Raw genomic sequence first — 21,721 nt, forward strand, 5'->3', positions numbered from 1 at the left:
TGCTCGCCTGCGCGGCTCAGGGATCTCATAGCATCACTGGGTAATATACTGCAATATGAGAACTCGCGGGCGTGCGGCTAACGGCATAGGTGGCCTGATCTTCTTCAGCCGGTGGCTACAGGCACCTCTGTACCTCGGACTGATCGTGGCGCAGCTGATCTACGTCGTGGTGTTCCTCATCGAGCTCATGCATCTGGCCGAGACGGTGATCGCCGACCCGGCGCATATCGACGAGGCGCAGATCATGCTCGCCGTGCTCGGGCTGATCGATGTGGTGATGATCGCGAACCTGCTGATCATGGTCATCATCGGCGGGTACGAGACGTTCGTCTCCCGAATCAATCTGGAGCACCACCCGGACCAGCCGGAGTGGTTGTCGCACGTGAACGCCAATGTGCTCAAAGTCAAGCTCGCCATGGCGATCATCGGGATCTCATCCATCCACCTGCTGAAGACGTTCATCGAGGTGGGCGATCTGGGTGCGCCGAATGCGGGGCAGGACTCCATCACCGGACAGACGTACACCGGTGAGGGAGTGTTCTGGCAGGTGATGATCCACAGCGTCTTCATCGTCTCCGCGCTCGCACTCGCTTGGATCGACCGAGCCTCTCATTCCGCTCCGAGCGCCGGGCCCACCCCTCCGCAGGTCGCCGCAGGCGGGGCCGCCGCCATCCCTCTCACGCGCGCGCTCGGGACCACCGGTCAGAGCACGTCTTACACCGACGAGAAGCACGTACCGCCCACCGTCACCGGGCATATCGTCGATGGCTACTTCATTCCCCACACGACCACCTGAGGTCGCGGCGGTTCGACGTCGCAGTCGGGTCAGCGCATGTTCCCGCCGGAGCCGCGGCGTCGTCCGATCCACACCACGAACAGCGCGACAGCGACGATCGCGACCGCGATGCCCACGACGTAGATGAGCACGGTCAGATAGCCGTTGGCGAAGTTGTTCGGATTGAGGAACGGGTACGGGTACCAGAACGGGTCTGCGCTCACGGGGTTGGTCACGAGCGGCCCGCGGATGAGGGTGTAGATCACCCAGACGACCGGGAAGACGATGATCGCGAGCACCGCCCTCCAGGGGAGCCGGCGGCGAAGCGGCCCGACGAACAGGTCGAGCAGAAGGAAGATCGGCGCGACGACGTGCAGGGTCTCGTTCGACCACGGCACGGGCTGGCTGCCCTGCGGCAGCTCGATTCCGCGCAGCAGCAGGTTGTAGACGATGCCGGTGACGATCATGTACACCGTCACCGATGCGAGGGCGACGGCCAGCCCACGCGGCTCATGGGTCGCGGCACCGCGACGGGTGAGGTACCAGATCGCGGCCCACGCGAGCACCACCACCGAGCCGGCGTTGGAGAGGATCGTGAAGAAGCTGAAGAAGTTCGCGACCACCGTGCCGACGTCTTGACCGTTCGCGGCCGTGCGTGTCACGGAGGCGACCAGTTGGGTCACGATGGCAGCGGTGATCGCCGCAGCCATCACGAGTCTCAGGATCGTCCAGGTCGTCGCCCATGCGGAGGTACGCAGCATGCGATCACCCTAGCGGCGGCATCCCCCGGAGTACGCGAGCCCGGCCGATAGGATGGGGCGTAAGCGTGCTCTCCGCCAGGAGTGCCCGACAGCGGGGGAGTGGACCCATGCCAGGCATCGTGATCGTCGGCGTCCAGTGGGGTGACGAGGGCAAGGGCAAGGCGACCGACCTGCTCGGCGAACGCACCGACTGGGTCGTCAAATTCAACGGCGGCAACAACGCCGGTCACACCGTCGTCATCGGCGACGAGAAGTATGCACTGCACCTGCTGCCGTCCGGCATCCTGTCGCCCGGGGTCATCCCGGTCATCGGCAACGGCGTCGTGGTCGACCTCGAGGTGCTCTTCGGCGAGCTCGAGGCGCTGAACGCGCGCGGTATCGACACGTCGCGACTCAAAATCAGCGCGAACGCGCACATCATCACGCAGTATCACCGCACGCTCGACAAGGTCACCGAGCGGTTCCTGGGCAAGCGGATGATCGGGACGACGGGCCGCGGCATCGGTCCGGCATATGCCGACAAGATCAACCGCGTCGGCATCCGCATGCAGGACCTGTTCGACGAGAACATCCTGCGACAGAAGGTCGAGGGTGCCCTCGACCAGAAGAACCACCTGCTCGTCAAGGTCTTCAACCGTCGCGCGATCACGGTCGACGAGGTCGTCGAGGACCTGCTCTCGTACGCCCCCCGGTTGCGTTCGATCGTGTGCGACACTTCTCTGCTGCTGAACACCGCGCTCGACGACGGCGACGTCGTCGTCTTCGAGGGCGGCCAGGCGACCATGCTCGACATCGATCACGGCACCTATCCGTTCGTCACGTCGTCGTCGGCCACGGCGGGCGGTGCGGCAACGGGTGCAGGCATCGGACCCAACCGGCTCGACCGCATCGTGGGCATCGTGAAGGCCTATACGACCCGGGTCGGCTCGGGCCCCTTCCCGACCGAGCTGTTCGACGAGCAGGGCGAGTGGCTGCGCTCGCGCGGCTTCGAGTTCGGTACCACGACGGGCCGGCCGCGCCGCGTCGGGTGGTACGACGCCCCGATCACGCGCTACGCGACGCGCGTCAACGGCATCACCGACCTCGTGCTCACCAAGCTCGATATCCTCACCGGGCTCGCTGAGATCCCGGTGTGCGTCGCCTACGACGTCGACGGCGAGCGGTTCGACGAGGTGCCGGTCAACCAGTCCGACTTCCACCACGCCACGCCGATCCTGCAGTACTTCTCCGGCTGGAAGCAGGACATCTCACGAGCGCGCACGTTCGAAGATCTGCCGCTCGAGGCGCAGGACTACGTGCTCGCGCTCGAGGAGATGAGCGGCACCCGCATCTCGGTGATCGGCGTCGGTGCGGCGCGCGACGCCGTGATCGTGCGCCACGATCTCATCGACTGATGCCGGGTCTCGACGCGCTTATCGTGCGGCATCTGCGCGACGGAACCCGCTGATGCGGCTCTGGCTGGGCGCGTACACCGCTGACAGCGACGGCCGCGCGAGCGGCATCGGCACGATGGTCGCCGGCTCCGCCGACACGGGGTCGGCCGCGGGAGCTCTGTCGTTCACCGGAACCGCGATGACCGCCGACTCTCCGTCGTGGCTGGCGCAGCATCCCGCTCTCGACGTGGTCTACGCGTCGCTCGAGGCCGCAGAGACCGTCGCGGCGTTCGTGCGCACCGGCGAGAGCACGTTCGCCGCGCTCGGCTCACCGGTCACCGCCGGCGCCGCCGTCTGCCACGTCGCCGTGGCGCCCGACGGCCGCTCGCTCGTCGCGAGCTGCTGGGGCGACGGGCGCGTGGTGCGGATGGCCCTGGATGCTGCGGGCCGGCCCTCCTCTCCTGTGCTCGGTGCGGCGGCTGCCGACCCGTTCGCCGGGCCGGTCGACCCGTTCGCGAGCGTCGCCGTCGACCCCGCGTCCGCCCGCGACAGCGGGATGGAGAGCGAGCTCGCCGCTGCGGCCCGATCGTTGCGCGCTGCGGCCGGCGACGAGTTCGCCCACCTGGTGCCCGGCTACGATGAGCTCGCCGATCCTCCTGCCGCGGGGTCGGGCGTCCTGCTCTTCGGATCGGGCGAGGAGGACGCCGTGCCAGAGCGGATCTCGCGCGCGCACTCGGCCGTGTTCCTCTCCGATGGGCGCATTGCGACGACCGATCTCGGGTTCGATCTCGTGCGCGTCTGGCGGCCGACATCCACCGGCCTGCGGCTCGACCACGAGGTCGTGCTGCCGCTCGGGACCGGCCCGAGGCACATGGTGCTGCACCCCAGCGGTCATCTGCACGTCGTGACCGAGTACTCGTGCGAGGTGTTCACGCTCGCCCCGGGACGCGATGGCCGATGGCGCCTGCTCGGAGGCGTTGCGGTGAGCCCCTTCGCCGCCGCCGACGACAGCGCTGCCGAACTCGCTCGGTCGCGCGACGGCGATTACCTGTACGCGGGCCTGCGGGGCACCAACACGATCGCGACGCTCCGCGTGCGCGGTGCGGGCGAGCGGGTAGAGCCCGTGGGCTTGGCCGACTCGGGCGTCGACTGGCCCCGCCACCACCTCGTCGTGCGCGACACGCTTCTGGTGGCGGGTCAGCGCTCCGACGACGTCGTCTCACTCACGCTCGACGCCCGCACGGGCGTGCCCGGCGCCGTTCGCCATCGCGGCGAGGCGCCGAGCCCCACTTGCCTGCTTCCGGCCCGCTCCTGACCCGGCCTCTGCCCCCGGGGCGGGGGTCAGACCTTCGCGTCCTGCCGGGGGATGAAGACCTGCTTGATGATCAGCAGAATGGATGCCGCGACAGGCACCGCGATCAGCGCGCCGAGCAGCCCGAGGAGCGTGCCACCGATCAGCGCGCCGATGATCACGAGTGATCCCGGGATCGAGATCGCCTTGCTCATCACCCTCGGGGTGATGACGTACGCCTCGATCTGGATGTAGATGAAGTAGGCGATCGCGAAGATGAGCGCCGAGAGAGGGCTCGTGAAGAGGGCCAGGACGGATGCCGCGATCCAGTACAGCACCGGACCCACCAGCGGGATGATCGTGATGGCGAACGCGAGAACGCCCATCAGCAGCGGGTACGGCAGCCCGAGGAACAGGTGCAGCAGGAAGGCCACGATCGAGTTGAAGAACGCGAGGATGACCATGCCCATGAGGTAGCCGCCGATCGAGTCGGTGATCTGGTTGGTCATGTCGCGCACCTTGGCCCGGTTGCGGGCCGGTGCGAACTGTGTCAGCGACTCCTTGATGCCGGGCAGCGTCGCAACGAAATACAGCGTCAGCACGACGATGATGAGGCCCCCCGATACCGCGGTCGCGATGCCCGCGCCCACCTTCAGGATTCCCCCCGAGATCGCCGCGATGTTCGACGGGGTGGTGAGGAACTTCTGGACCTCGGTCACGAGGTCGGTGAGTCCTGTCCCGAAGATCCCTTCCAGCCAGTGGTAGAAGTCCGTCGTCTGGAAGTTCGTGACGGTGGAGGGGATGCTGGTGAAGAACTGCCCCACCTGCGTGATGAACGTCGGGATGACCAGCACGAGGAGGCCCCCGCCGAGCACGAACAGGATGAAGAAGATGATCACGATCGACCACGTTCGCGACACGTGGTGCCTGCCGAGCATCTTGATGACGGGATCGAGGCCGAGCGCGGCGAACATCGCGAGGGCGATGTAGATGATGACCGTGGCGATGTTGGTGATCGCGATGCCGAGCAGGATCGCGACGAGTCCACCCAGGGTCAGGAACAGGCCGACGGCGAACGGACTGTCGAGGCGGGCCCAGAGCGGCTTGCCGCCTCGGTCGGTCGGCAGAGTCGCTTCGGATGCGACGACTTCGAGCGGCTTCGCGTCTGCCTGCGCGGAGGGGGTGGCCGCATCGGTGCCGGCGCGCGGGTCGGCCGCGAGCGGCTCGGGAGAGGGTGTGCCGTCGGTCATGGACACACTCTAGGGCTCGACGGCGGGCCAGAACGACGGCTGTCGTTCGATATCGCCCCATGAGGATGACGGGTGTCGTCGGGCCACGTCTCATCGGTACCGCGCGGTATCGTCGGAAGCCCCAGCCGGACCGAGGAGGACCGATGGCACAGAATCCTGACAGCGATCCCACATCGACGCTGCTTCGCCTCCGCAGCAGCATCGACAACATCGACGCGGCGCTCGTCTACATGCTCGCGGAGCGATTCCGCTGTACCCAGCAGGTGGGTGAACTGAAGGCGGAGTATGGGATGCCGGCATCCGACCCCGCCCGTGAGCAGCGGCAGATCGAGCGGCTCCGCTCCCTCGCTGCCGAGGCCGATCTCGACCCCGAATTCGCGCAGAAGTGGTTCACCTTCGTCGTGGCCGAGGTCATCCACCACCACGAGCGCGCCGCAGAGAGCCGCTGAACCCCATGCCCAGTGTCTTGCCGATCGGCACCCTGCTCGAGTCCGAAGACGCCGCCGTCGCCCATCTGCACGCCGCCAAGTTCAACCGCCACACGTTCTGGTGCGGGCAGAGCGGTTCGGGCAAGACGTACGCGCTCGGCGTCGTGCTGGAACAGCTCATGCTGCACACGCACCTGCCGCTCGTCATCCTCGATCCCAACTCCGACTTCGTCCGGCTGGGTGAGATCCGTGCGGATGCCTCGACCGAGGCGAAGGAAGAACTGGCGACGCGCGACATCCGGGTGCTCCGCAGCGGCGACCGCGAGGGCCTGCCGCTGCACGCGCGATTCCTCGACCTTCCGCTCCGCTCCCGCGCGGCGGTGCTGCAGATCGATCCGGTGTACGACGCCGAAGACTTCAACGTCATGCTGCACATCGAAGACCAGATGCAGGAGATGGTCCGCGGCGGCGGAGCCGATCGGGTGACCGGGGACGGAGCCCTGGTGAAGTTCCTCCGCGCTTCGGATGATCCTGCCCGTCATCGCCTGGCGACCCGGCTCGAGAACCTCGGCATCGCCGACTGGGGACCTGTGGTCGTGGGGGCGCGACGGCGTCACGGATGTGATCGATCAGAAGCCCGACGCGACCGTCGTCGATCTCGGCAGCTTCGCAACGCAGCCCGAGATGCGATCCGCGGCTCTCGCCGTGCTCGATCATCTCTGGCTGCATCGCGAAGACCGCATCCCTCGCCTCATCGTGATCGACGAGGCGCACAACCTGTGCAGCCCCGAGCCCGAGACTCCGCTCCAGCGGCTCCTGACCGAGCGGATCGTGCAGATCGCCGCCGAGGGGCGCAAGTACGGCCTGTGGCTGCTGCTTTCCACCCAGCGGCCCTCGAAGGTGCACCCGAACGCCCTCTCGCAGTGCGACAATCTCGCTCTCATGCGCATGAGCTCGACGCGGGATCTCGACGAGCTCGGGTCGGTGTTCGGCTACGCACCGGCCTCTCTCCTCGAGCGCTCACCGGGGTTCGCACAGGGTCAGGCGCTGTTCGCGGGCGGCTTCGTCAATGCCCCGGTGATCGTGCAGATGGGCGGCAGGCTCACGCACGAGGGCGGCATCGACGTCAGCGTGCCGCTGCGCTGACCCGAGGCATCCCGGTCAGGGGATCGCGCGGCGGAGAGTGAGGAACGACGATGCCGCCAGCACGGCGATCAGGAGCATGCCCCAGAGGGTGAGCCCCAGCGCGCCCTGCGCGCCGATCCAGCTGAACACCCGGGCCCACGCGTCGGCCAGTCCGGTGAGCCACATCAGTGCTACCAGCACGGCACCGAGCCCGACGAGCACGATCGTGAGCACGAGCGGGCCGCCGCGCTTGTAGATCGTCGCGCCCCAGAAGCCCGCGACGAACAGCAGCATCGCGATCGCGAAGTACGCGAGCCACGCCGCCCACCAGCCCGCCTCCCAGAGCCAGCCGAGGTAGAAGAAGTACCCGTTCATGCCGTACCCGTTTGTCGCCTGCTCGGCGAAACCGCCGATCACGAAGATCGACGCGAGGATGCCCGAGGTCAACGCCGCGGTGAGCAGAGTGCCGAGGTAGAACTCGCGGCGCGTCACGCTCAGCGCCTGCGAGAACGGGAACGAGAGGGTGAGCGCCTGGACCCCCACGAACATGAAGTACCACAGCGGCGCCTGGGCTCCGCCGCCGTACTTCGCGCCGTCGTAGGGGATCATGCTGAAGACCACGAGCGTCAGCACCCATGACCCGGCGAGGATCAGGAGCGGCACCCAGATGTACGTCTGCCGGTTGACCAGCTGCAGCCGGACGACGTTGAGCGTACGACTCATCGGGAGACCTCCTCGGTCGTGGTGCCTGCGGGTGGAGCGAAGTCTGCGGATGTTCCGCCGGCGTGCTGCGTGAGCCGCACGATGAGCTGCTGGAGAGACACTGGTGCGATCTCGAGGCCGGCGGCGGCCAGTCGTGCCCGGTCTTCCTGGGTGAGAGCACCGAGCACGGTGACCGACGACACATGACCGAGCGACTCGCGGTGGATGATCTCGCGGCCCGCGACGAATGCGTCGACGGCAGCCGAGTCGCCCACGATCGTTGACGCGCGGTCGCGCACATCGTCGGTCGGCTCGTCGAGAAGGATGCTGCCGCGATCGATCACGAGGACGCGCTCGATGAGGTTCGCGACCTCGTCGATGAGGTGGCTCGAGAGGATCACCGTGCGCGGATGCTCGGTGTAGTCCTCGAGCAGCCTGTCGTAGAAGATCTGGCGCGCGACAGCATCCAGACCCAGGTACGGCTCGTCGAAGAAGGTGATCTCGGCGCGCGAGGCCAGGCCGATGATGACGCCGACCGCAGAAAGCTGCCCGCGCGACAGCTTCTTGATGCGCCGCGTGAGGGGCAGTTGGAACTCGGCGATCAGCTCTTTGGCGAGCGCTTCGTTCCAGTTCGGGAAGAACAGGCTCGCCGCGCGGAACGCGTGCAGGGGCTTCGAGTCGTCCGGATACTTCTGCCCTTCGCGCACGAAGCACATCCGGCTGAGCACGCGGGCGTTCTCGTACGGATGCTCGCCGAAGATGCGCACGTCGCCCGCGGTCGCGAAGTTCTGCGCGGTGAGGATCGACATGATCGTCGTCTTGCCCGCGCCGTTGCGGCCGAGCAGCCCATAGATGGTGTCCTTCTCGATCGAGAAGGACACGTCGTCCACGGCGCGTACGTCGCGATAGGTCTTGACGAGGTTCCGCACCTCGATCACCGTCTCGGTCATCGCGTGGTCCCTTCGGTGGATGCCGCATCCGCCCGCGCGAAGCGTTCCTGGATGAGGCGGCTGATGTCGTCGGGGGCGAGCCCGAGCTTGCGCGCCTCGCCGAGCAGCGGCTCGACGAAGCGGTCGGCGAATGCCGTGCGGCGCTCGGCCAGGAGGCGTTCGCGCGCGCCCTCGGCGACGAACATGCCGATGCCACGGCGCTTGTAGATCACACCCTTGTCGACGAGCACGGCGACCCCTTTCGCGGCGGTGGCGGGGTTGATGCGATAGAACGCGGCCAGCTCGTTCGTGGACGGTGCCTGGCCCTCTTCGGGCAGGCTGCCGTCGACGATCGAATCTTCGACGCTCTCCGCGATCTGCAGGAAGAGCGCACGTCCTTCTTCGATCACATCCACCTCGTTCTTTGGTTACTTACTCAACTAACTAACCACAGAACCCGCGCAACCGCAACAGATACTTCAGCGCTGTACCTCGTCTATGCGCCGGCGACGTCCGCCTTCGCGCGCTCCCGCGCATCCGCAAGGCGCATCCCAGAGATCAGACCGGGGATGCCGCGACCACCCTGCGTCGCGAAGAACGCGATGAGCGTGATCACGCCGAAGACGCTCGCGCAGAGGTTCCATGGCTCGGGAAGCAGGGTGAGCAGCGCGTAGCCGCTCACTCCGCCGATCCACCGCAGGACCTGGGCCAGCCACGACGGCGCTGGGCCACCCCCGTAGCGGAGCTGCACCGCGAGATCGCCGAGCGAGCGGCCCGTTGCCAGCACGAGGATGAGCCACACCGCCGCCGGCAGCACGGTGGCGGCGGTGCCGGCGATGTCTCCTGTCAACACCTCGTCGTGGGCGCCGACGACGAATTCGAGCCAGAGCTGGATCGTGACGCCGATGATCAGCGAGGTCAGTCCGAAGGCGACGGTGTCGCACAGCATCCCGAGCGCCCGTCGTCCGCGCGTGACCGGGCGGGGGTCGTCGGCGCCCGCGAGCACGCCTGACCCGCGGAGGCGGCGCGGCACCACGAGTGAGAGCACCGAGCCGACGAGCGCACCGAGCGTGTTGGTGAGCATGTCGTCGACGTCGAAGACGCGGTAGGCGCAGGGGTACAGCGTCCAGACGCCGGTCACCTGCGTGGTTTCGATGAACACCGATACGGCGAAGCCGACGAGGGTGGCTACGACGATCCCGCGCCCGCCGAGCACGCGGACGAAGAAGCCCAGCGGCACGAACAGCAGCACGTTGAGGAGCAGCTGCAGAACGCCGGGGTCGGTGAGCGCGTTACCCGGGCGCCGTATCGCCCCCTGAATGTCGCCGACGAATGCCCACACGTCGAGATTCGCCCCGGCGCAGCGGATCGCGTCGGGGTCGGGAAGGGAGAGGAGCGTGTACGTCCAGATCGCCATGAAGTAGACGAGGGCGGCGGCCCACAGCGTGAGGCGTCCGAGCGTGAGTCCCCCGCGGCGCCGGTAGCTGATCGCGACGAACGGCACGAACAGGATGAGGCCGGCGAGACCGCCGAGCACGATCGCCACCGCGCCGAGACCGAGCTGATCGTGCACGGGAGAATTCTTTCAGGTGATATCTTCGGGCCGTGAGCCTGGGGGGACGAGACACCGCGAGCGGCCCCTTCGTCGTGACCCTCGTCGCCGACATGCCCGTCACGAAGCTCGACGCGCTCGAGGTCATCGCATTCGTCTCGGACGGTGGCGTCGAGCACGCCGGCACCGCGTTCCCCCGCGTTCCCGTCGGCCCGAACGCATGGGCGGAAGTCCAGATCCCGCGCTTCGCCGATCCACCTCCCGTCGCCATCGACGTGTGTTCGGATGCCTCGATCGAGGTCGCCCGGGTGGCGGCCGCCCGTCTCACCGCCGCCCTCGAGCGTGTCGGCTGGACGATGCGCGCTCCGCGAGCCGACGAGATCTGACCCCCCGCCGCCGCGGCGCACCGAGTCGCATCCCTCCCTTCTGCGGCTCACGCCACCTCGTCCTGCCGAACCACCCCGCTACTTTCGAATCACCCCTCTGCCGAGGCGGTATGGAGGGGTGGCTCGGAGATACGAGGGTGGTTCGGCGGACAGGGAGCGTTCGGGTAGTCCCCCTACATTTCTCGGGGATATTGTCGTAATCGGGCATCGCCGTTCGTGGATCAGGTGTGCGGCCCGATCGGGTCGCCGCCGGCGAGGAGCACGACACGGCCCTCGTCCCGACGTGAGGAGACGACAATGCCGAAATATCTGATCGCATTCAACGACGAGTGGGTTCCTGCGCACACGCCCGAGCAGTTGCGGAGCAAGAGCGAAGCGTCGAAGGCCGTGCTCGATGACATGCAGGCCGCGGGGGTGTTCCTGTTCGCCGATGGCGGGATCGATGCCTCGACCGCGGTGTTCAGCGTCGTGAACAAGGGCGGTGAGCCGGTGTTCACGGATGGGCCCTTCGTCGAGACGAAGGAGCATCTCGGCGGATTCACCGTCGTGGAGGTGGCGGACGATGACGCTGCGCGCTACTGGGCCGGGCGCCTCGCCGTCTCGCTCGACTGGCCGCAGGAGGTGCATCGCTTCCCCTCCGGCGTGGACGAGATCGTCGAGCGCCAGGCGCCTGCGAGTGAGTGACATGACGGCATCCGTCGAGGTACTGCGGGGGTCGTGACCGCTTCCCCGGTCGACGACGCGATCACCCGTGCCCATCACGAAGAGTGGGCACGGGTGGTCGCGGGCCTCGCCCGCCGCTTCGGTGACCTCGATCTCGCAGAGGATGCTGCGGCCGAGGCGTACGCCGCCGCGGTGGAACGGTGGCCGCGCGACGGCGTGCCTCCGAACCCCGGCGCGTGGCTCACCACGACCGCGACGCGAAAGGCGATCGACCGGTTGCGCCGCGAGTCTCATCGGCACGACAAACACCGAGCAGCCCTGATAATGTCCGACGACACTCCTCACGAACCGACCGGCCCGGTCGAGGACGACCGGCTCCGGCTGATTTTCATCTGTTGCCACCCCGCCCTCCCGATGGAGGCGAGGGTCGCCCTGACTCTGCGGCTGCTCGGCGGCCTCTCCGTCGCAGAGATCGCCCGCGGCTTCCTCGTGCCCGAGACGACGATGGCGAGGCGCATCACGCGCGCGAAGGCGAAGATCAAGGCTGAACGGATCTCCTTTCGGGTGCCGCTGGAGACCGACCTCCGCGAACGGCTGGGCAGTGTGCTCGCTGTGATCTACCTCGTCTTCAACGAGGGGTACCTGGCCACGGCGGGCGAGGATTCGGTGCGCGCAGAACTGACCGACGAGGCGATCCGCCTGGCCCGCCTGCTGCACGCTCTTCTTCCCGAGGAGGGCGAGGTGACGGGCATCCTCGCCCTCATGCTTCTCTCGGATGCTCGCCGCGCTGCCCGCGTGTCGCACTCCGGCGAGCTCGTCACTCTGGAAGAGCAGGATCGTGGCGCGTGGAACCGTACGCAGATCGTCGAGGGTCACGCTCTCGTGCGGGAGCGGATCGCCGCCGTCGCCGCCGGTGCGAACCCGCCCGGCAGGTACCAGCTCCTCGCTGCGATCAACGCGGTCCATACGGATGCCCCGTCCGCACGCGACACCGACTGGTCGCAGATCGTCGCTCTCTATGACCGGTTGACTGCGACGGATCCGTCGCCGATCGTGCGCCTGAACCGGGCGATCGCGGTCGCGGAGGTGGACGGGCCCGACGTTGCGCTCGCCGAGATCGACCGACTCGACGTGACCCTCGACGGGTATCACGCCTACCACGCCGCACGCGCCGACCTCTTACGGCGGGTCGGGCGGAGCGGCGAATCGCGAACCGCCTACGACCGGGCGATCGAACTCGCGGGCAACCCCGCCGAGCGCGCCTACCTCACCCGTCGTCGCGACCAGCTTGGCGGGTGACCCGGCGCTCGGGTATTCATTGGCGACGGGAGGGGAGCTTCTTTTGTAGCGCTGCCGCCCATGCCAGCAGGGCAACAGTCGTCAGGAGGGCCACAACGATCAGAGGCGGAACGAAAGCGGGAACGGGTTCGTTTGCGTTCGCCACGAGGAGCATCTGAAAGGCGATGACGCCGCCTGTGGCCGAAGCGATCATCGCACCGATCGTCACGATGGCGATGTTGATCCGGGGTTTCATCTGCTTCACACTCGCCATCACTGGCCCCAGCAGGACATGCCCATGACGCCCACGGCGGCTCCAACGATGTTCTCCGCTGATGTGATTGTCCAGCCAACGGCGGCGAGCACCGTTGCGAAGCGGTTCTCATCTTGGCCGTGTGGGGGTCCGCAGTCGTGGCCGTCACCCACCGTCGGCGCGCGATCAGCGGTCGTATACGTCGCGGCGGTGGCCGAGCGTGATCACCGCGACGATGAGGATGTCGTCATCGATCGTGTAGATGATGCGGTAGTCGCCGATGCGTACGCGCAGACCCGGACGCCCTTGGAGTGCTCGTGCGCCGGGCGGGCGCGGGTCTTCGCCGAGGAGTGCGATCGCCCCACGGATTCGGTCGCGATCCTGATGATCGATTCGCTTCAGCGCCCGAACCGCGGCTGGGCGCAGTTCGACCCGATACGTCATACCCAGCCCAGGTCGGCTTTCACCTGCGCCCAGGGGATGTTCGGACCTTCTTCCGCCATGGCGTCATCGAATGCGGCGACGTCTTCGGCGTCTTCGAGGGCTTCCATCATGCGTTCGTATTGGTCAGGGCTTACGACAACCGCGGCACGGTGGCCGCGCCGTTCGATGAACACCGCCTCATTCTGCGAGCGAGCGATGACCTCCGAGAGGTGGTTGCGGGCGTCTGCGACACTGACCGTGGACATGGGGCAATTGTACATCTCAGCGATTCAGATGTACACGCGTGAGCTAAGCCGTGCAACCGGGGCGCTGGCTAGAATTCGACGATGAGCGCGCCTCCGTCGGAATCCTCTCGTGAACGGGGCAGCTACCCGAAGGGTGTTGCACGACGCCAGGAGATCCTCGACCGGGCGATCGAGGTGTTCGCCAAACGTGGCGCGCAGCGAACCAGTCTCCGGGCGATCGCACAAGAGGTCGGGGTCACGCACGCTGCCCTCACGCACTACTTCGGGTCACTGGAGGAGCTGCTCGTCGCCGTGTACCGGGAATCCGAGCTGAGGCTGGATGACAGTGCTCCGGCAGCGCCGCCGGACGAGAATCCCGCGGAGAGCATGCGCGTCTCCGCGGAGAAGAACCGCGAGATCCCGGGAATGGTGCAGCTCTACTCGACGCTCGTCGCAACGGCGTTGGAGGAGGGCCACTCGGCAGCGCAGGAGTTCGCCACCGCGCGATTCGCGCGTCTGCGCGCCGAGCTTGCGCAGCGCGTGCGGCACCTGCAGTCGGTCGGTGGTCTCCGCGAAGACCTCGACCCGGAGCTCGTCGCTGCTCTGATCATCGCCGCATCGGACGGTCTGCAGACCCAATGGCTCCTCGACCCGACGGTGGATCTCGAGGCCGGGCTCGGCATGCTCGGCGTGCTGATCGCGAAACCCCCCACTGGCCATTGACCGACGACGCGAAGTCTGCATAAACTTCCGGGTGGAGGTTTTCTGTTCCTCCCGGGCATGCGAGTGCTGCCTGCATCGACGACGAGAAGGTCACCGTGGCCCTGCCTGAAGAATCCAAGCCCCTAGCATCCGTCCAGCTGTATACGCTCGCCTCGGCGTTCTCCGCCGATATGGGCGGATCGCTCGACAAGCTCGCCGCGATCGGCCTGAAGAACGTCGAGGCGTTCGATTTCGTTCGCCGCCCGAAAGAGATCCGCAGCGCTCTGGATGCTTCCGGACTGGCGTCCCCGACCGGACACGCGCCCCTGCTCTCGGACGAGCTGTGGACGCCCGACGGCTCGATCCCCACTCCGGCACCCGAGGTCGTCTTCGAAGCGGCAGCGGAGGTGGGAATCACCACGGTCATCGATCCGTTCGTCGCGCCGGATCGGTGGCTGACCCTCGAAGGTGTCACCGACATCGCCGATCGCCTCAACCGGCTGGTCGACGTCGCCGCCGGTTTCGGACTCAGCGTCGGATACCACAACCACGCGCAGGAGTTCGTCGCCGATTTCGACGGGCAGACCGCGTACGAGCGCTTCGTCGCACTCACCGACCAGCGCGTCGCCATCGAGCTCGACCTGTACTGGGCACTGGTCGGTGGGCAGGACGGCGTCGGACTCGTCTCGCGGCTCGGCGACCGGCTCGTCGCGGTGCACGTGAAGGACGGCATCGCTCCCGCAGTGAACCCCTTCGGACCGGATGCCGGCGAGTTCGGCTCTGCGAGCCTGGACCAGCGCCGCCCGGGCCAGGGCGACGTACCGCTCGCCGACGCGCTGCGCGCAGCGACCGCGGTCACGTACGCGGTCATCGAGTACGACAACTGCCCCGGAGACGTGTTCGACGACATCGCGGCGAGCTACGCGTTCCTCACCGACGGCGGGTTCGTCCGATGAGCGCGGTGGGTGTCGGCATCGTCGGTGTCGGAGTCATCAGCGACACCTATCTGCAGAACCTCTCGTCCTTCCCGGACGTCGAGGTCGTCATCCTCGGCGACCTGCTCGTCGATCGCGCGCGCGAGCAGGCGGAGAAGTACGGGGTGCCGGCGTACGGCACGGCCGAAGACGTGTTCGCGCACCCGGGCGTCGACCTCGTGATCAATCTGACGATCCCGGCCGCGCACATCGAGGTTTCCCGCGCCGCGATCGCGGCGGGCAAGCACGTCTGGACGGAGAAGCCGCTCGGCCTCGACCGTGACGCGGCAGCGCTCCTGCTCAGCGAGGCGGACGCCGCCGGACTCCGTGTCGGGTCGGCCCCCGACACGCTCCTCGGACCGGGCTTCCAGGCCGCGCGCCGCGCGATCGAGGAGGGCCGGATCGGCCGGCCCCTGTTCGCGCAGACGGTGTTCCAGACGCAGGGGCCCGATCTCTGGCATCCGAACCCGGCGTTCCTCTTCGCGGAAGGTGCCGGCCCGCTGCTCGACATGGGTCCGTACTACTTCTCGGCACTCGTGAGCCTTTTCGGCGCGGTTGACCGAGTGTCGGCCTTCGGCACGAAGGCGAACGAGGTGCGCAGGATCCACACCGGCCCGAATGCCGGCGAGACCTTCCCGGTCGAGGTGCCCTCCACGATGCAGATCATCGCTGCCTTCGATTCGGGTGCGCAGTCGCAGAGCCTGCTCAGCTTCGATTCGGCACTCGAACGACACGGCATCGTCGAGATCCACGGCACCGAGGGCTCGATCGTCATCCCCGACCCGAACCAGTTCGCCGGCCGTATCGCCGTGGTCGCCCCGCTGGGTGTCCTTCGCGACGGGATGTCGTTCGAGCAGACGTGGATCGAGATCGAGCACGACGAGCTCGAGGTCGGTCGCGGGCTCGGGGCCCTCGACATGGTTCGTGCGATCGCGGAAGGGCGACCGCATGTCGCCTCGGGCGAGCTCGGATTCCACGTGCTGGACGTGCTGCTGTCGGCCGCCGAATCCGCGTCGAGCGGCGAGACGGTCAAGGTCCGCAGCACGGTCGCGCCCGTACCGCTGCTCCCGGAGGGATTCGACCCCTTCGCCTCGACTCTCTGAGGTGAACGGTCGCAAGAGTCGGGGTCTTGGCCAAGACCCCGACTCTTCAGCGCACGCGGATGGCGCCCGGTTGAATCGTCACGGCGAATGAGCTCGTCTCGCCGATCTCCTCGCCGTCGATCTCGAACGCCCGGGGGTCGGGGAGCGTGATCTCGAGCTTCTTCGCACGACCGTGATTGACGGAGTCGGTGCTCGTGGTCTCGGCCTCCTTGTTGAGGGCCTTCTTCAGGCCGTTGTCCCACACCATCGTCTTCAACGTCCCGACCCACTGACCCACGCCTTCGGCGCTCAACAGCAGATAGTCGAGTTCGCCGTCGGACGGGTCGGCGTCGGGAAGCAGGGTGATGCCGCCCTGCAGCATCCCGCAGTTGGCGATCAGCAGGGTGTGGCCCTCTTCGTCGCTGCCCGGTTCATCGTCTTTGACGATGTGGAACGGGACGATGTCGCTGGCGTCGAGGGCGCGACCGAGCGATTCGACGTAGGCGAGCCAGCCGGCCTTCGCCTTCAGGTCGTCATCGGTCTCGGCGATCATCTGCGCGTCGATACCGAAGCCGACCATCACCACGAACGCGTGGCGTTCTGTTGCGGCCTCCAACTGGACATCGACCCACCCCACATCGATGGAGAGGGGATCGCCGGTCAGCGCTCGCGCGAACGCCGCCGCGATGTCGTTGAGCGGGACGCCGAGGTTGCGGGCGAGGAGATTACCGGTGCCGAGCGGCACGATACCCAGATCGACGTTCGACCCGTCGTCTGCGAGCCGCTCCGCGACCGCCCGTACGGTTCCGTCCCCGCCGGCGACGACGAGCAGCTGAGCGCCGGCATCGATGGCGCGCTTGGCGACCGCCTGGCCCGCATCGTCGGCGCTGGTCTCCCACCACTGCACACGCGGTCCGGCCTCTCCATCGAGGGCTTTGGCGAGGCCTGTCTCGAGAGCCTCGCGGTCGGTCTTGGTCGGATTCCAGATGACGCCAACGTCCGTGAGCATGCGGATGTCCTCTTCCTGGGCCCGGATCACCCGTCGCCACTCCTGCGACGATACTGAGCGCCGAGGACGAGCCCGATGGGGTTGACAGTGAGCCGAACGATTGCGGTTCGTCGACCAACGGTACAGCGCCGTCGCGGGTGGGGCCTCGATTTGTCTACGACCTGCCCTGCGAATGCAGAGTGATGTACTATAACCGTAATATTCGATATGCAAGGGAGCTCACGCATGAGGATGATGATCACCATCGGCGCAATCGCAGCAATGTTAACCGCGGGGGTAGGGGGTCCGGCTCTCGGCTCAGGCCTCGATTCCGAGCCAGAGCCCGCGTCGGTGGCAAGTCCGTACCCCGACGGTGGCGACAATCCCACTGATCCGGCTCTGGTGTACCCCTCGATTTCGAGCCTCCGTGCCGAGGGCAACGATCATGCGGTTTCGGCGACAGGAATCAGTCCAGCCGGGTGCTACGGCCAAACAGACATTCCTCACCCATCTGAGCTCATCTATGCGTCCGTGCATGGCCGCACGTATTGCGAGCTAGCACCAGTGCTGGAGTTGGGTGTGACCACGACACTCCAGAAGCTGGGATGGCTCTATTGGGAGTACGCGCTTGCCGACAAGAACATGAGCCAATACAGTCGCACCTCAAATGACGCTCATCCTCACTGGCAGTGCAGTGGCTGGGGATCCCAGGCCTATCGGGGGACCTCGTTCCACTACTCGGTAGAGCCATCGGGGACGTACACCTCCAACACGACGGGCTTGGAGCGGCGCTTCTCTTGCTGAGGAAGGTAATCGTCATGGTCACGGTTGCCTTATTGTGCGCCGGTTGCACTCCGGAGGCATCGACGCAACGGCGAGAGGCTGGGCAACCGCTTTCCTCCTCTGCCCCGGTCCCATCGACACCGCCAAGCCTGCTCGTCAACAACGCGCCCATCGACCTCGCCTCATACGACTGGGTGATCGATGGAAAGAAAGAGAACTTCAGGGTGTCCGCGCAGGAGAACGATGCGACGCTGCAGGAGGTGGCCCTCGAGCAGAATGTTCCCGTAGTCATGACGATTCGGCCCGGGAGGATGCCAGATCAGTTGATCGTGAGCGCTTTCGACGAATTGGATGATCGGGGGATTCCTACCTCGAGCACTGGCAAAGAGTTCGACTGCAATCGCGGGCAGTGCGACGTGACTTCAGTATCCAGCGCGATGCTCACGTTCAGCGTGACCCTTCCACCAGAAACACGCGTCTTCGCTACGCATGTTGGCTACTTCGACGCAACGGGGTTGGGTTCGGGGCGAGAGCCGGTCCTGCTATCTGCCTCCTGGGGTGTGCGGGTTGCACATGACTAGCCGCGCCTCGAGCTGTCATGTCAGTTGAAGACGCGAAATGGTTGCAGACGCCATCGCTCAGGCCGGCCGTCGTTGTCTCGGACTACGTCTCTGGATACTTCAAGGCGTATGTCAGGGTCATGAACCCAGCGACCGATCTGACGACAGGGAAGCCGACCAGTTGGTCTCGCGTCGCGGCAGGTCACAAATTGGTGGTTGACGGGACGACGCAGTGGCATCAGATCGCACAGATTCTGCCGCCCGCCCAGTGGGAGCTGATCCTGCAGCCGGAGATGGGAACCATGAGCAGGGACACTGCGCGAGCGCTCGCTACCCACCTCCCCGGCGCACATGATGATCACATCATCGGTGCCGTGTGGGCAGGATATGCGGATGTTCCGGTCGGTCCGAGGATCTTCCTCAGCGGTGACCGCGAATACATCATCGTCGCGGGATCAATCGATGAGGTGCCTGGCGGATACCAGCCGCATGCATTCGAGCGCATCCCTCTGAGGTGGTGGCCGGGCGACCACGCGTGGTGCATCGGAAACGACATCTACGCGAGAAGCGTGTACGTCGGCGCAAGCCAGGACGTGGCAGACGCGATCCTGGCCGACTCGTCGCTGGAGGCGTATCCCGTGTCGCCTGACATGACCGTTCGCGCCGAGGATCTCTGAAGTATTCGGGCTTGCTGTCGTGTCCCCTGCCCAATTCAGAGCAGGGTCAGCCCGCTCGGTCGGCGAGCACCGCCCGGGCTGCGCGGTCGCCCGACACGAGCGCCCCCTGGATCGACGCGGTGTCGCGATAGTCGCCGGCGACGTAGACGCCGTCGCCGAGGTGGGCGGGACTCGTGGTGCGCAGCGGCGCCGGCTGCGCGGGCAGCGCGTCGGCGATGTCGTCGCGGCGCAGCAGCTCCCACCCGGCCGATTCGGCTTCCCAGACCTCAGAGAGCTGGCGCCGGACGTCAGCCTCGCGCGCCGGGCCACCGGCATCCACTCCCTCACTTCTCGGCAGCAGGCACGTGGCCGCCACGAGGTGTCGCCCCGGGGGCGCATACGACGGGGCGCCGTTCGAGATCACGACGGTGTTGACGATCGGTCCGCGGCGCCTTCCGTCGACGGCCAGGAGAGCGGATGCTGTCGGTGCGGCGTCGGACGCGAACCACCACGTCTGCAGACCTTTCGTCGCCGGCGGGGAGATGTCGAGCAGGTCGGCGACGGCTCCGGGTCCGACGGCGACGATGACCGATCGCGCCCGCAGAGGGTCGGAGCCCGCGACGTCGACCTCGACGCCGTCCGTGCCGGCGCGAAGCCCGCACACCCGAGCGTCGAGGCGGATGTCGGCCCCCGCGACAGCGGCCACGCCCGCCAGTTGCGCGGGCAGGGCCCCGATCCCGTTCGCGGGAAGGCCGGGCGCACCGAGGGCGAACATGCGCATGAGGAGCCGGGTGAAGGCATCCGACGAGGTGCCGTCATCTTCGCCCAGCACCCCGGCGAGGAACGGCTCGAGAACCTCCGTGCGAAGCGGGCCGCGCAGGCCGATCCGTTCCCATTCCGCGCGGACGGCGCGATCGCCGCCGGCGATGACCGACCGAGGGCGCAGGAGCACGGGCGCGAGCCACCGCACGAGCGCGGCGAGGTCCTTCGGAGTGATCAGTCCGCTCCGCAGGGTCGCCGGGATGCCGGCGGGAAGCCTCAGCGGGTGGGTGAGCTCAGCCGAACCGCGCTCGCGTCGGACGCGAACGCCGACGGGGAAGCGCTGCAGGTGCAGCTCCGCGACATCCACCCAGCGTGTGACCGCCGGGTACGCGGGATTCAGGATCTGGAATCCGCGATCCAGGAGGAACCCGTCGACCGCGTCGGTGCGCTGGCGTCCGCCGACGACCTTCTCGGCCTCGAGCACGACCACGTCCCTGCCCGCCTCAGCCAGGCGGGCAGCGCTTCGCAAACCCGCCAGGCCGGCGCCGATGACGATCGTGTCGTGCGTGTCCACGCTCTCACGATAGGCGTCGGGCGCGGAGGGGGGTCGAGCGCAGACGAGCAGTGCAGAGTTCCGGTGCCCGGGACGATGCGCGATGCGCGTCGACACGTGCGAGGAGAGTCGCCACACACGTTGCAAAAATGTGCAGCTTTCAGCGACCCGATCGCAGGGTCGCGAGCGCGAGGTCTCGATCGACGATGAGGTCGGTGATCAGGCCGGCCGCGAGCGCACCGCCCAGTGCGGGGGACTTGCCGGCGCCCGAAACGACGCACACGCGTCGGCGCGCGCGGCGCAGCACGGCGAACGACGGACCGCTCGCGCGATCGTTGAGGGGGATGCCGGTGAACGACCCGTCTGCGCGGTAGAACACGGTGGCGACGTCGCCGACCACCCGTTCCGCTCGCAGCTGGCTGTAGTCGCTGCGCTCGAGGTATCCGCCCTGATACACGTGGCCGGGAGTGTTGGCGAAGGGCGACCCGATGCCGAAGACGGCGAGATCCAGGCGCGCGTGGAGGGCGAGGATCCGCCGCGTCGTGCGTTCGCGCCAGAACGCGTCGCGCGTGGCTGCGGCATCGAAGAAGGTCGGGACCGGGAACTGCTCGATGCGCGCGCCGAACGCCTCGCCGAATCGACGGAGCAGCTCGCTCGCGTAGGGCACGCCGCTGGTGTGGAAGTTGCCCGCGCCGTTGAGCTGGACCACGGTGGAGCCCGGTGTGGCCCGAGCGGGAAGATGCCGGCTCACCGCTTCCATCGTCGAGCCCCACGCGACGCCGATGACCGACTCGGGGGTGACGGCGTCGGCGATGACTCGCGCGGCCATCTCGGCGACGTGCTCCAGTGTCGCCTCGTCTCCGGAGCCCGGCGGGACAGCGGCGACGACGACCTTGATGCCCCACCGCTCTGAGAGGCGACGCTCGAGGGGCGCGATCTCGTCGGGGCTCGATGCGACGCGCACCTCGACCAGCCCGATGTCTCGCGCGTGCTGCAGCAGGCGCGAGACCGTCGACCGCGAGACGCCGAGACGATCGGCGATCTCCTCCATGCTGTGACCGCCTTCGAAGTGCAGGCGGGCGACATCCCACGCTGCGCGATCGCGACGGGCCGTAGAAGCCACTCCCACCTCCTCGTCGACCGTCAGGGGCCGACGACCCTGCACATTATTGCAAAAGCGTGTGCAGCCCTGTCAAGGCGTGGCACTGTGGCGGAGTCGCCCGACCA

At 67.3% G+C, this 21,721-nt stretch carries 25 protein-coding genes and 1 pseudogene; 14 read left to right on the forward strand and 12 right to left on the reverse strand.

Annotated elements, in window-relative coordinates; genetic code table 11:
• The first annotated feature begins 55 nt into the window (after nt 1–55).
• Nucleotides 56–796, forward strand: coding sequence for a TIGR00645 family protein (locus F6B43_RS14300; RefSeq protein WP_150449669.1), 741 nt, complete (start codon nt 56–58; stop codon nt 794–796).
• A 29-nt stretch (nt 797–825) separates the two neighbouring features.
• Here the strand turns inward: F6B43_RS14300 and F6B43_RS14305 are convergent, their stop codons facing one another.
• On the reverse strand, nt 826–1,536 hold the full coding sequence (locus F6B43_RS14305) for a Pr6Pr family membrane protein (protein WP_246159975.1): 711 nt from the start codon (nt 1,534–1,536) through the stop codon (nt 826–828).
• A gap of 107 nt (nt 1,537–1,643) precedes the next feature.
• Between F6B43_RS14305 and F6B43_RS14310 the strand changes: the two genes are divergently transcribed.
• Both F6B43_RS14310 and F6B43_RS14315 read left to right on the forward strand, forming a co-directional pair.
• On the forward strand, nt 1,644–2,930 hold the full coding sequence (locus F6B43_RS14310; protein WP_150449670.1) for an adenylosuccinate synthase: 1,287 nt from the start codon (nt 1,644–1,646) through the stop codon (nt 2,928–2,930).
• 52 nt (nt 2,931–2,982) lie between these two features.
• The gene (locus tag F6B43_RS14315) at nt 2,983–4,224 is read left to right on the forward strand and encodes a lactonase family protein (RefSeq protein WP_150449671.1); all 1,242 of its coding nucleotides are present in this window, start codon (nt 2,983–2,985) and stop codon (nt 4,222–4,224) included.
• A 26-nt stretch (nt 4,225–4,250) separates the two neighbouring features.
• Here the strand turns inward: F6B43_RS14315 and F6B43_RS14320 are convergent, their stop codons facing one another.
• Complete coding sequence (locus F6B43_RS14320) at nt 4,251–5,450, reverse strand: AI-2E family transporter (RefSeq protein ID WP_150449672.1); 1,200 nt, start codon at nt 5,448–5,450, stop codon at nt 4,251–4,253.
• Nucleotides 5,451–5,593: 143 nt separating this feature from the next.
• On the opposite strand from F6B43_RS14320, the gene F6B43_RS14325 reads away from it, so the two are divergent.
• The 3 genes and pseudogenes from F6B43_RS14325 (at nt 5,594) to F6B43_RS19910 (ending at nt 7,024) form a co-directional block, all read left to right on the forward strand.
• Nucleotides 5,594–5,899, forward strand: a complete 306-nt coding sequence (locus tag F6B43_RS14325; RefSeq protein ID WP_150449673.1) for a chorismate mutase — start codon at nt 5,594–5,596, stop codon at nt 5,897–5,899.
• 5 nt (nt 5,900–5,904) lie between these two features.
• Nucleotides 5,905–6,210 (forward strand): annotated as a pseudogene (locus F6B43_RS19905) (helicase HerA domain-containing protein); the annotation flags it as partial.
• Between the two features lie 193 nt (nt 6,211–6,403).
• A complete protein-coding gene (locus tag F6B43_RS19910) occupies nt 6,404–7,024 on the forward strand; it encodes an ATP-binding protein (protein ID WP_246160007.1) in 621 nt (206 codons plus the stop codon).
• Between the two features lie 15 nt (nt 7,025–7,039).
• Here the strand turns inward: F6B43_RS19910 and F6B43_RS14335 are convergent, their stop codons facing one another.
• From F6B43_RS14335 to F6B43_RS14350, 4 genes are all read right to left on the reverse strand, one after another.
• The gene (locus F6B43_RS14335) at nt 7,040–7,726 is read right to left on the reverse strand and encodes a hypothetical protein (protein ID WP_150449674.1); all 687 of its coding nucleotides are present in this window, start codon (nt 7,724–7,726) and stop codon (nt 7,040–7,042) included.
• Entirely contained in the window at nt 7,723–8,655 is a 933-nt protein-coding gene (locus tag F6B43_RS14340; protein WP_150449675.1) for an ABC transporter ATP-binding protein, read from the reverse strand. The genes F6B43_RS14335 and F6B43_RS14340 overlap by 4 nt, the downstream gene beginning before the upstream one ends.
• On the reverse strand, nt 8,652–9,044 hold the full coding sequence (locus F6B43_RS14345) for a GntR family transcriptional regulator (protein WP_150449676.1): 393 nt from the start codon (nt 9,042–9,044) through the stop codon (nt 8,652–8,654). The genes F6B43_RS14340 and F6B43_RS14345 overlap by 4 nt, the downstream gene beginning before the upstream one ends.
• Nucleotides 9,045–9,130: 86 nt before the next feature.
• Nucleotides 9,131–10,207, reverse strand: a complete 1,077-nt coding sequence (locus tag F6B43_RS14350; RefSeq protein ID WP_150449677.1) for a VanZ family protein — start codon at nt 10,205–10,207, stop codon at nt 9,131–9,133.
• A 32-nt stretch (nt 10,208–10,239) separates the two neighbouring features.
• Between F6B43_RS14350 and F6B43_RS14355 the strand changes: the two genes are divergently transcribed.
• The 3 genes from F6B43_RS14355 to F6B43_RS14365 all read left to right on the forward strand — a co-directional run bounded on the left by F6B43_RS14355 (nt 10,240) and on the right by F6B43_RS14365 (nt 12,534).
• A complete protein-coding gene (locus F6B43_RS14355) occupies nt 10,240–10,572 on the forward strand; it encodes a hypothetical protein (RefSeq protein ID WP_150449678.1) in 333 nt (110 codons plus the stop codon).
• Nucleotides 10,573–10,869: 297 nt separating this feature from the next.
• Nucleotides 10,870–11,256 carry a YciI family protein gene (locus tag F6B43_RS14360; RefSeq protein ID WP_150449679.1) on the forward strand — a complete coding sequence of 129 codons (387 nt, stop codon included), beginning with the start codon at nt 10,870–10,872 and terminating at the stop codon, nt 11,254–11,256.
• Nucleotides 11,257–11,289: 33 nt separating this feature from the next.
• Complete coding sequence (locus tag F6B43_RS14365) at nt 11,290–12,534, forward strand: RNA polymerase sigma factor (protein ID WP_150449680.1); 1,245 nt, start codon at nt 11,290–11,292, stop codon at nt 12,532–12,534.
• Nucleotides 12,535–12,550: 16 nt separating this feature from the next.
• Here F6B43_RS14365 and F6B43_RS14370 read toward each other — a convergent pair whose 3' ends face one another.
• The 3 genes from F6B43_RS14370 to F6B43_RS14380 all read right to left on the reverse strand — a co-directional run bounded on the left by F6B43_RS14370 (nt 12,551) and on the right by F6B43_RS14380 (nt 13,455).
• Nucleotides 12,551–12,778 carry a hypothetical protein gene (locus tag F6B43_RS14370; protein ID WP_150449681.1) on the reverse strand — a complete coding sequence of 76 codons (228 nt, stop codon included), beginning with the start codon at nt 12,776–12,778 and terminating at the stop codon, nt 12,551–12,553.
• Between the two features lie 174 nt (nt 12,779–12,952).
• Nucleotides 12,953–13,210: a type II toxin-antitoxin system RelE family toxin gene (locus F6B43_RS14375; RefSeq protein ID WP_150449682.1), complete on the reverse strand. Its 258-nt coding sequence runs from the start codon at nt 13,208–13,210 to the stop codon at nt 12,953–12,955.
• A complete protein-coding gene (locus F6B43_RS14380; protein ID WP_150449683.1) occupies nt 13,207–13,455 on the reverse strand; it encodes a type II toxin-antitoxin system Phd/YefM family antitoxin in 249 nt (82 codons plus the stop codon). The genes F6B43_RS14375 and F6B43_RS14380 overlap by 4 nt, the downstream gene beginning before the upstream one ends.
• An 81-nt stretch (nt 13,456–13,536) precedes the next feature.
• Here F6B43_RS14380 and F6B43_RS14385 point away from each other — a divergent pair, with 81 nt between their 5' ends.
• From F6B43_RS14385 to F6B43_RS14395, 3 genes are all read left to right on the forward strand, one after another.
• Nucleotides 13,537–14,157, forward strand: a complete 621-nt coding sequence (locus tag F6B43_RS14385) for a TetR/AcrR family transcriptional regulator (protein WP_150449684.1) — start codon at nt 13,537–13,539, stop codon at nt 14,155–14,157.
• 170 nt (nt 14,158–14,327) lie between these two features.
• On the forward strand, nt 14,328–15,092 hold the full coding sequence (locus tag F6B43_RS14390; protein ID WP_150449957.1) for a sugar phosphate isomerase/epimerase family protein: 765 nt from the start codon (nt 14,328–14,330) through the stop codon (nt 15,090–15,092).
• Nucleotides 15,089–16,213, forward strand: coding sequence for a Gfo/Idh/MocA family protein (locus tag F6B43_RS14395; protein ID WP_150449685.1), 1,125 nt, complete (start codon nt 15,089–15,091; stop codon nt 16,211–16,213). Before F6B43_RS14390 ends, F6B43_RS14395 begins: the two co-directional genes overlap by 4 nt.
• Before the next feature lie 46 nt (nt 16,214–16,259).
• Here F6B43_RS14395 and F6B43_RS14400 read toward each other — a convergent pair whose 3' ends face one another.
• Entirely contained in the window at nt 16,260–17,201 is a 942-nt protein-coding gene (locus F6B43_RS14400) for a diacylglycerol/lipid kinase family protein (protein WP_150449686.1), read from the reverse strand.
• Nucleotides 17,202–17,998: 797 nt separating this feature from the next.
• Between F6B43_RS14400 and F6B43_RS14405 the strand changes: the two genes are divergently transcribed.
• On the forward strand, nt 17,999–18,544 hold the full coding sequence (locus F6B43_RS14405) for a hypothetical protein (protein WP_150449687.1): 546 nt from the start codon (nt 17,999–18,001) through the stop codon (nt 18,542–18,544).
• 41 nt (nt 18,545–18,585) lie between these two features.
• Nucleotides 18,586–19,200, forward strand: coding sequence for a hypothetical protein (locus F6B43_RS19755; protein WP_211368151.1), 615 nt, complete (start codon nt 18,586–18,588; stop codon nt 19,198–19,200).
• Between the two features lie 46 nt (nt 19,201–19,246).
• Here the strand turns inward: F6B43_RS19755 and F6B43_RS14415 are convergent, their stop codons facing one another.
• Both F6B43_RS14415 and F6B43_RS14420 read right to left on the reverse strand, forming a co-directional pair.
• Complete coding sequence (locus F6B43_RS14415) at nt 19,247–20,515, reverse strand: NAD(P)/FAD-dependent oxidoreductase (protein WP_150449689.1); 1,269 nt, start codon at nt 20,513–20,515, stop codon at nt 19,247–19,249.
• A gap of 139 nt (nt 20,516–20,654) precedes the next feature.
• Complete coding sequence (locus F6B43_RS14420; RefSeq protein WP_246159976.1) at nt 20,655–21,617, reverse strand: sugar-binding transcriptional regulator; 963 nt, start codon at nt 21,615–21,617, stop codon at nt 20,655–20,657.
• Nucleotides 21,618–21,721: the final 104 nt, after the last annotated feature.

The organism is Microbacterium rhizomatis, from assembly GCF_008710745.1.
In the GTDB taxonomy this organism is placed as follows: Bacteria; Actinomycetota; Actinomycetes; order Actinomycetales; family Microbacteriaceae; genus Microbacterium; species Microbacterium rhizomatis.

Bases quoted from the DNA above. Each gene is read 5' to 3' on its own strand.
- F6B43_RS14390 (WP_150449957.1), top strand. From the start codon at position 14,328: ATGGGCGGATCGCTCGACAAGCTCGCCGCGATCGGCCTGAAGAACGTC.
- F6B43_RS14395 (WP_150449685.1), top strand. From the start codon at position 15,089: ATGAGCGCGGTGGGTGTCGGCATCGTCGGTGTCGGAGTCATCAGCGAC.
- F6B43_RS14325 (WP_150449673.1), top strand. From the start codon at position 5,594: ATGGCACAGAATCCTGACAGCGATCCCACATCGACGCTGCTTCGCCTC.
- F6B43_RS14385 (WP_150449684.1), top strand. From the start codon at position 13,537: ATGAGCGCGCCTCCGTCGGAATCCTCTCGTGAACGGGGCAGCTACCCG.
- F6B43_RS14315 (WP_150449671.1), top strand. From the start codon at position 2,983: ATGCGGCTCTGGCTGGGCGCGTACACCGCTGACAGCGACGGCCGCGCG.
- F6B43_RS14400 (WP_150449686.1), bottom strand. From the start codon at position 17,201: ATGCTCACGGACGTTGGCGTCATCTGGAATCCGACCAAGACCGACCGC.
- F6B43_RS14360 (WP_150449679.1), top strand. From the start codon at position 10,870: ATGCCGAAATATCTGATCGCATTCAACGACGAGTGGGTTCCTGCGCAC.
- F6B43_RS14405 (WP_150449687.1), top strand. From the start codon at position 17,999: ATGGTCACGGTTGCCTTATTGTGCGCCGGTTGCACTCCGGAGGCATCG.
- F6B43_RS14310 (WP_150449670.1), top strand. From the start codon at position 1,644: ATGCCAGGCATCGTGATCGTCGGCGTCCAGTGGGGTGACGAGGGCAAG.
- F6B43_RS14375 (WP_150449682.1), bottom strand. From the start codon at position 13,210: ATGACGTATCGGGTCGAACTGCGCCCAGCCGCGGTTCGGGCGCTGAAG.
- F6B43_RS19910 (WP_246160007.1), top strand. From the start codon at position 6,404: ATGATCCTGCCCGTCATCGCCTGGCGACCCGGCTCGAGAACCTCGGCA.
- F6B43_RS14300 (WP_150449669.1), top strand. From the start codon at position 56: ATGAGAACTCGCGGGCGTGCGGCTAACGGCATAGGTGGCCTGATCTTC.
- F6B43_RS14340 (WP_150449675.1), bottom strand. From the start codon at position 8,655: ATGACCGAGACGGTGATCGAGGTGCGGAACCTCGTCAAGACCTATCGC.
- F6B43_RS14305 (WP_246159975.1), bottom strand. From the start codon at position 1,536: ATGCTGCGTACCTCCGCATGGGCGACGACCTGGACGATCCTGAGACTC.
- F6B43_RS14335 (WP_150449674.1), bottom strand. From the start codon at position 7,726: ATGAGTCGTACGCTCAACGTCGTCCGGCTGCAGCTGGTCAACCGGCAG.
- F6B43_RS14320 (WP_150449672.1), bottom strand. From the start codon at position 5,450: ATGACCGACGGCACACCCTCTCCCGAGCCGCTCGCGGCCGACCCGCGC.
- F6B43_RS14380 (WP_150449683.1), bottom strand. From the start codon at position 13,455: ATGTCCACGGTCAGTGTCGCAGACGCCCGCAACCACCTCTCGGAGGTC.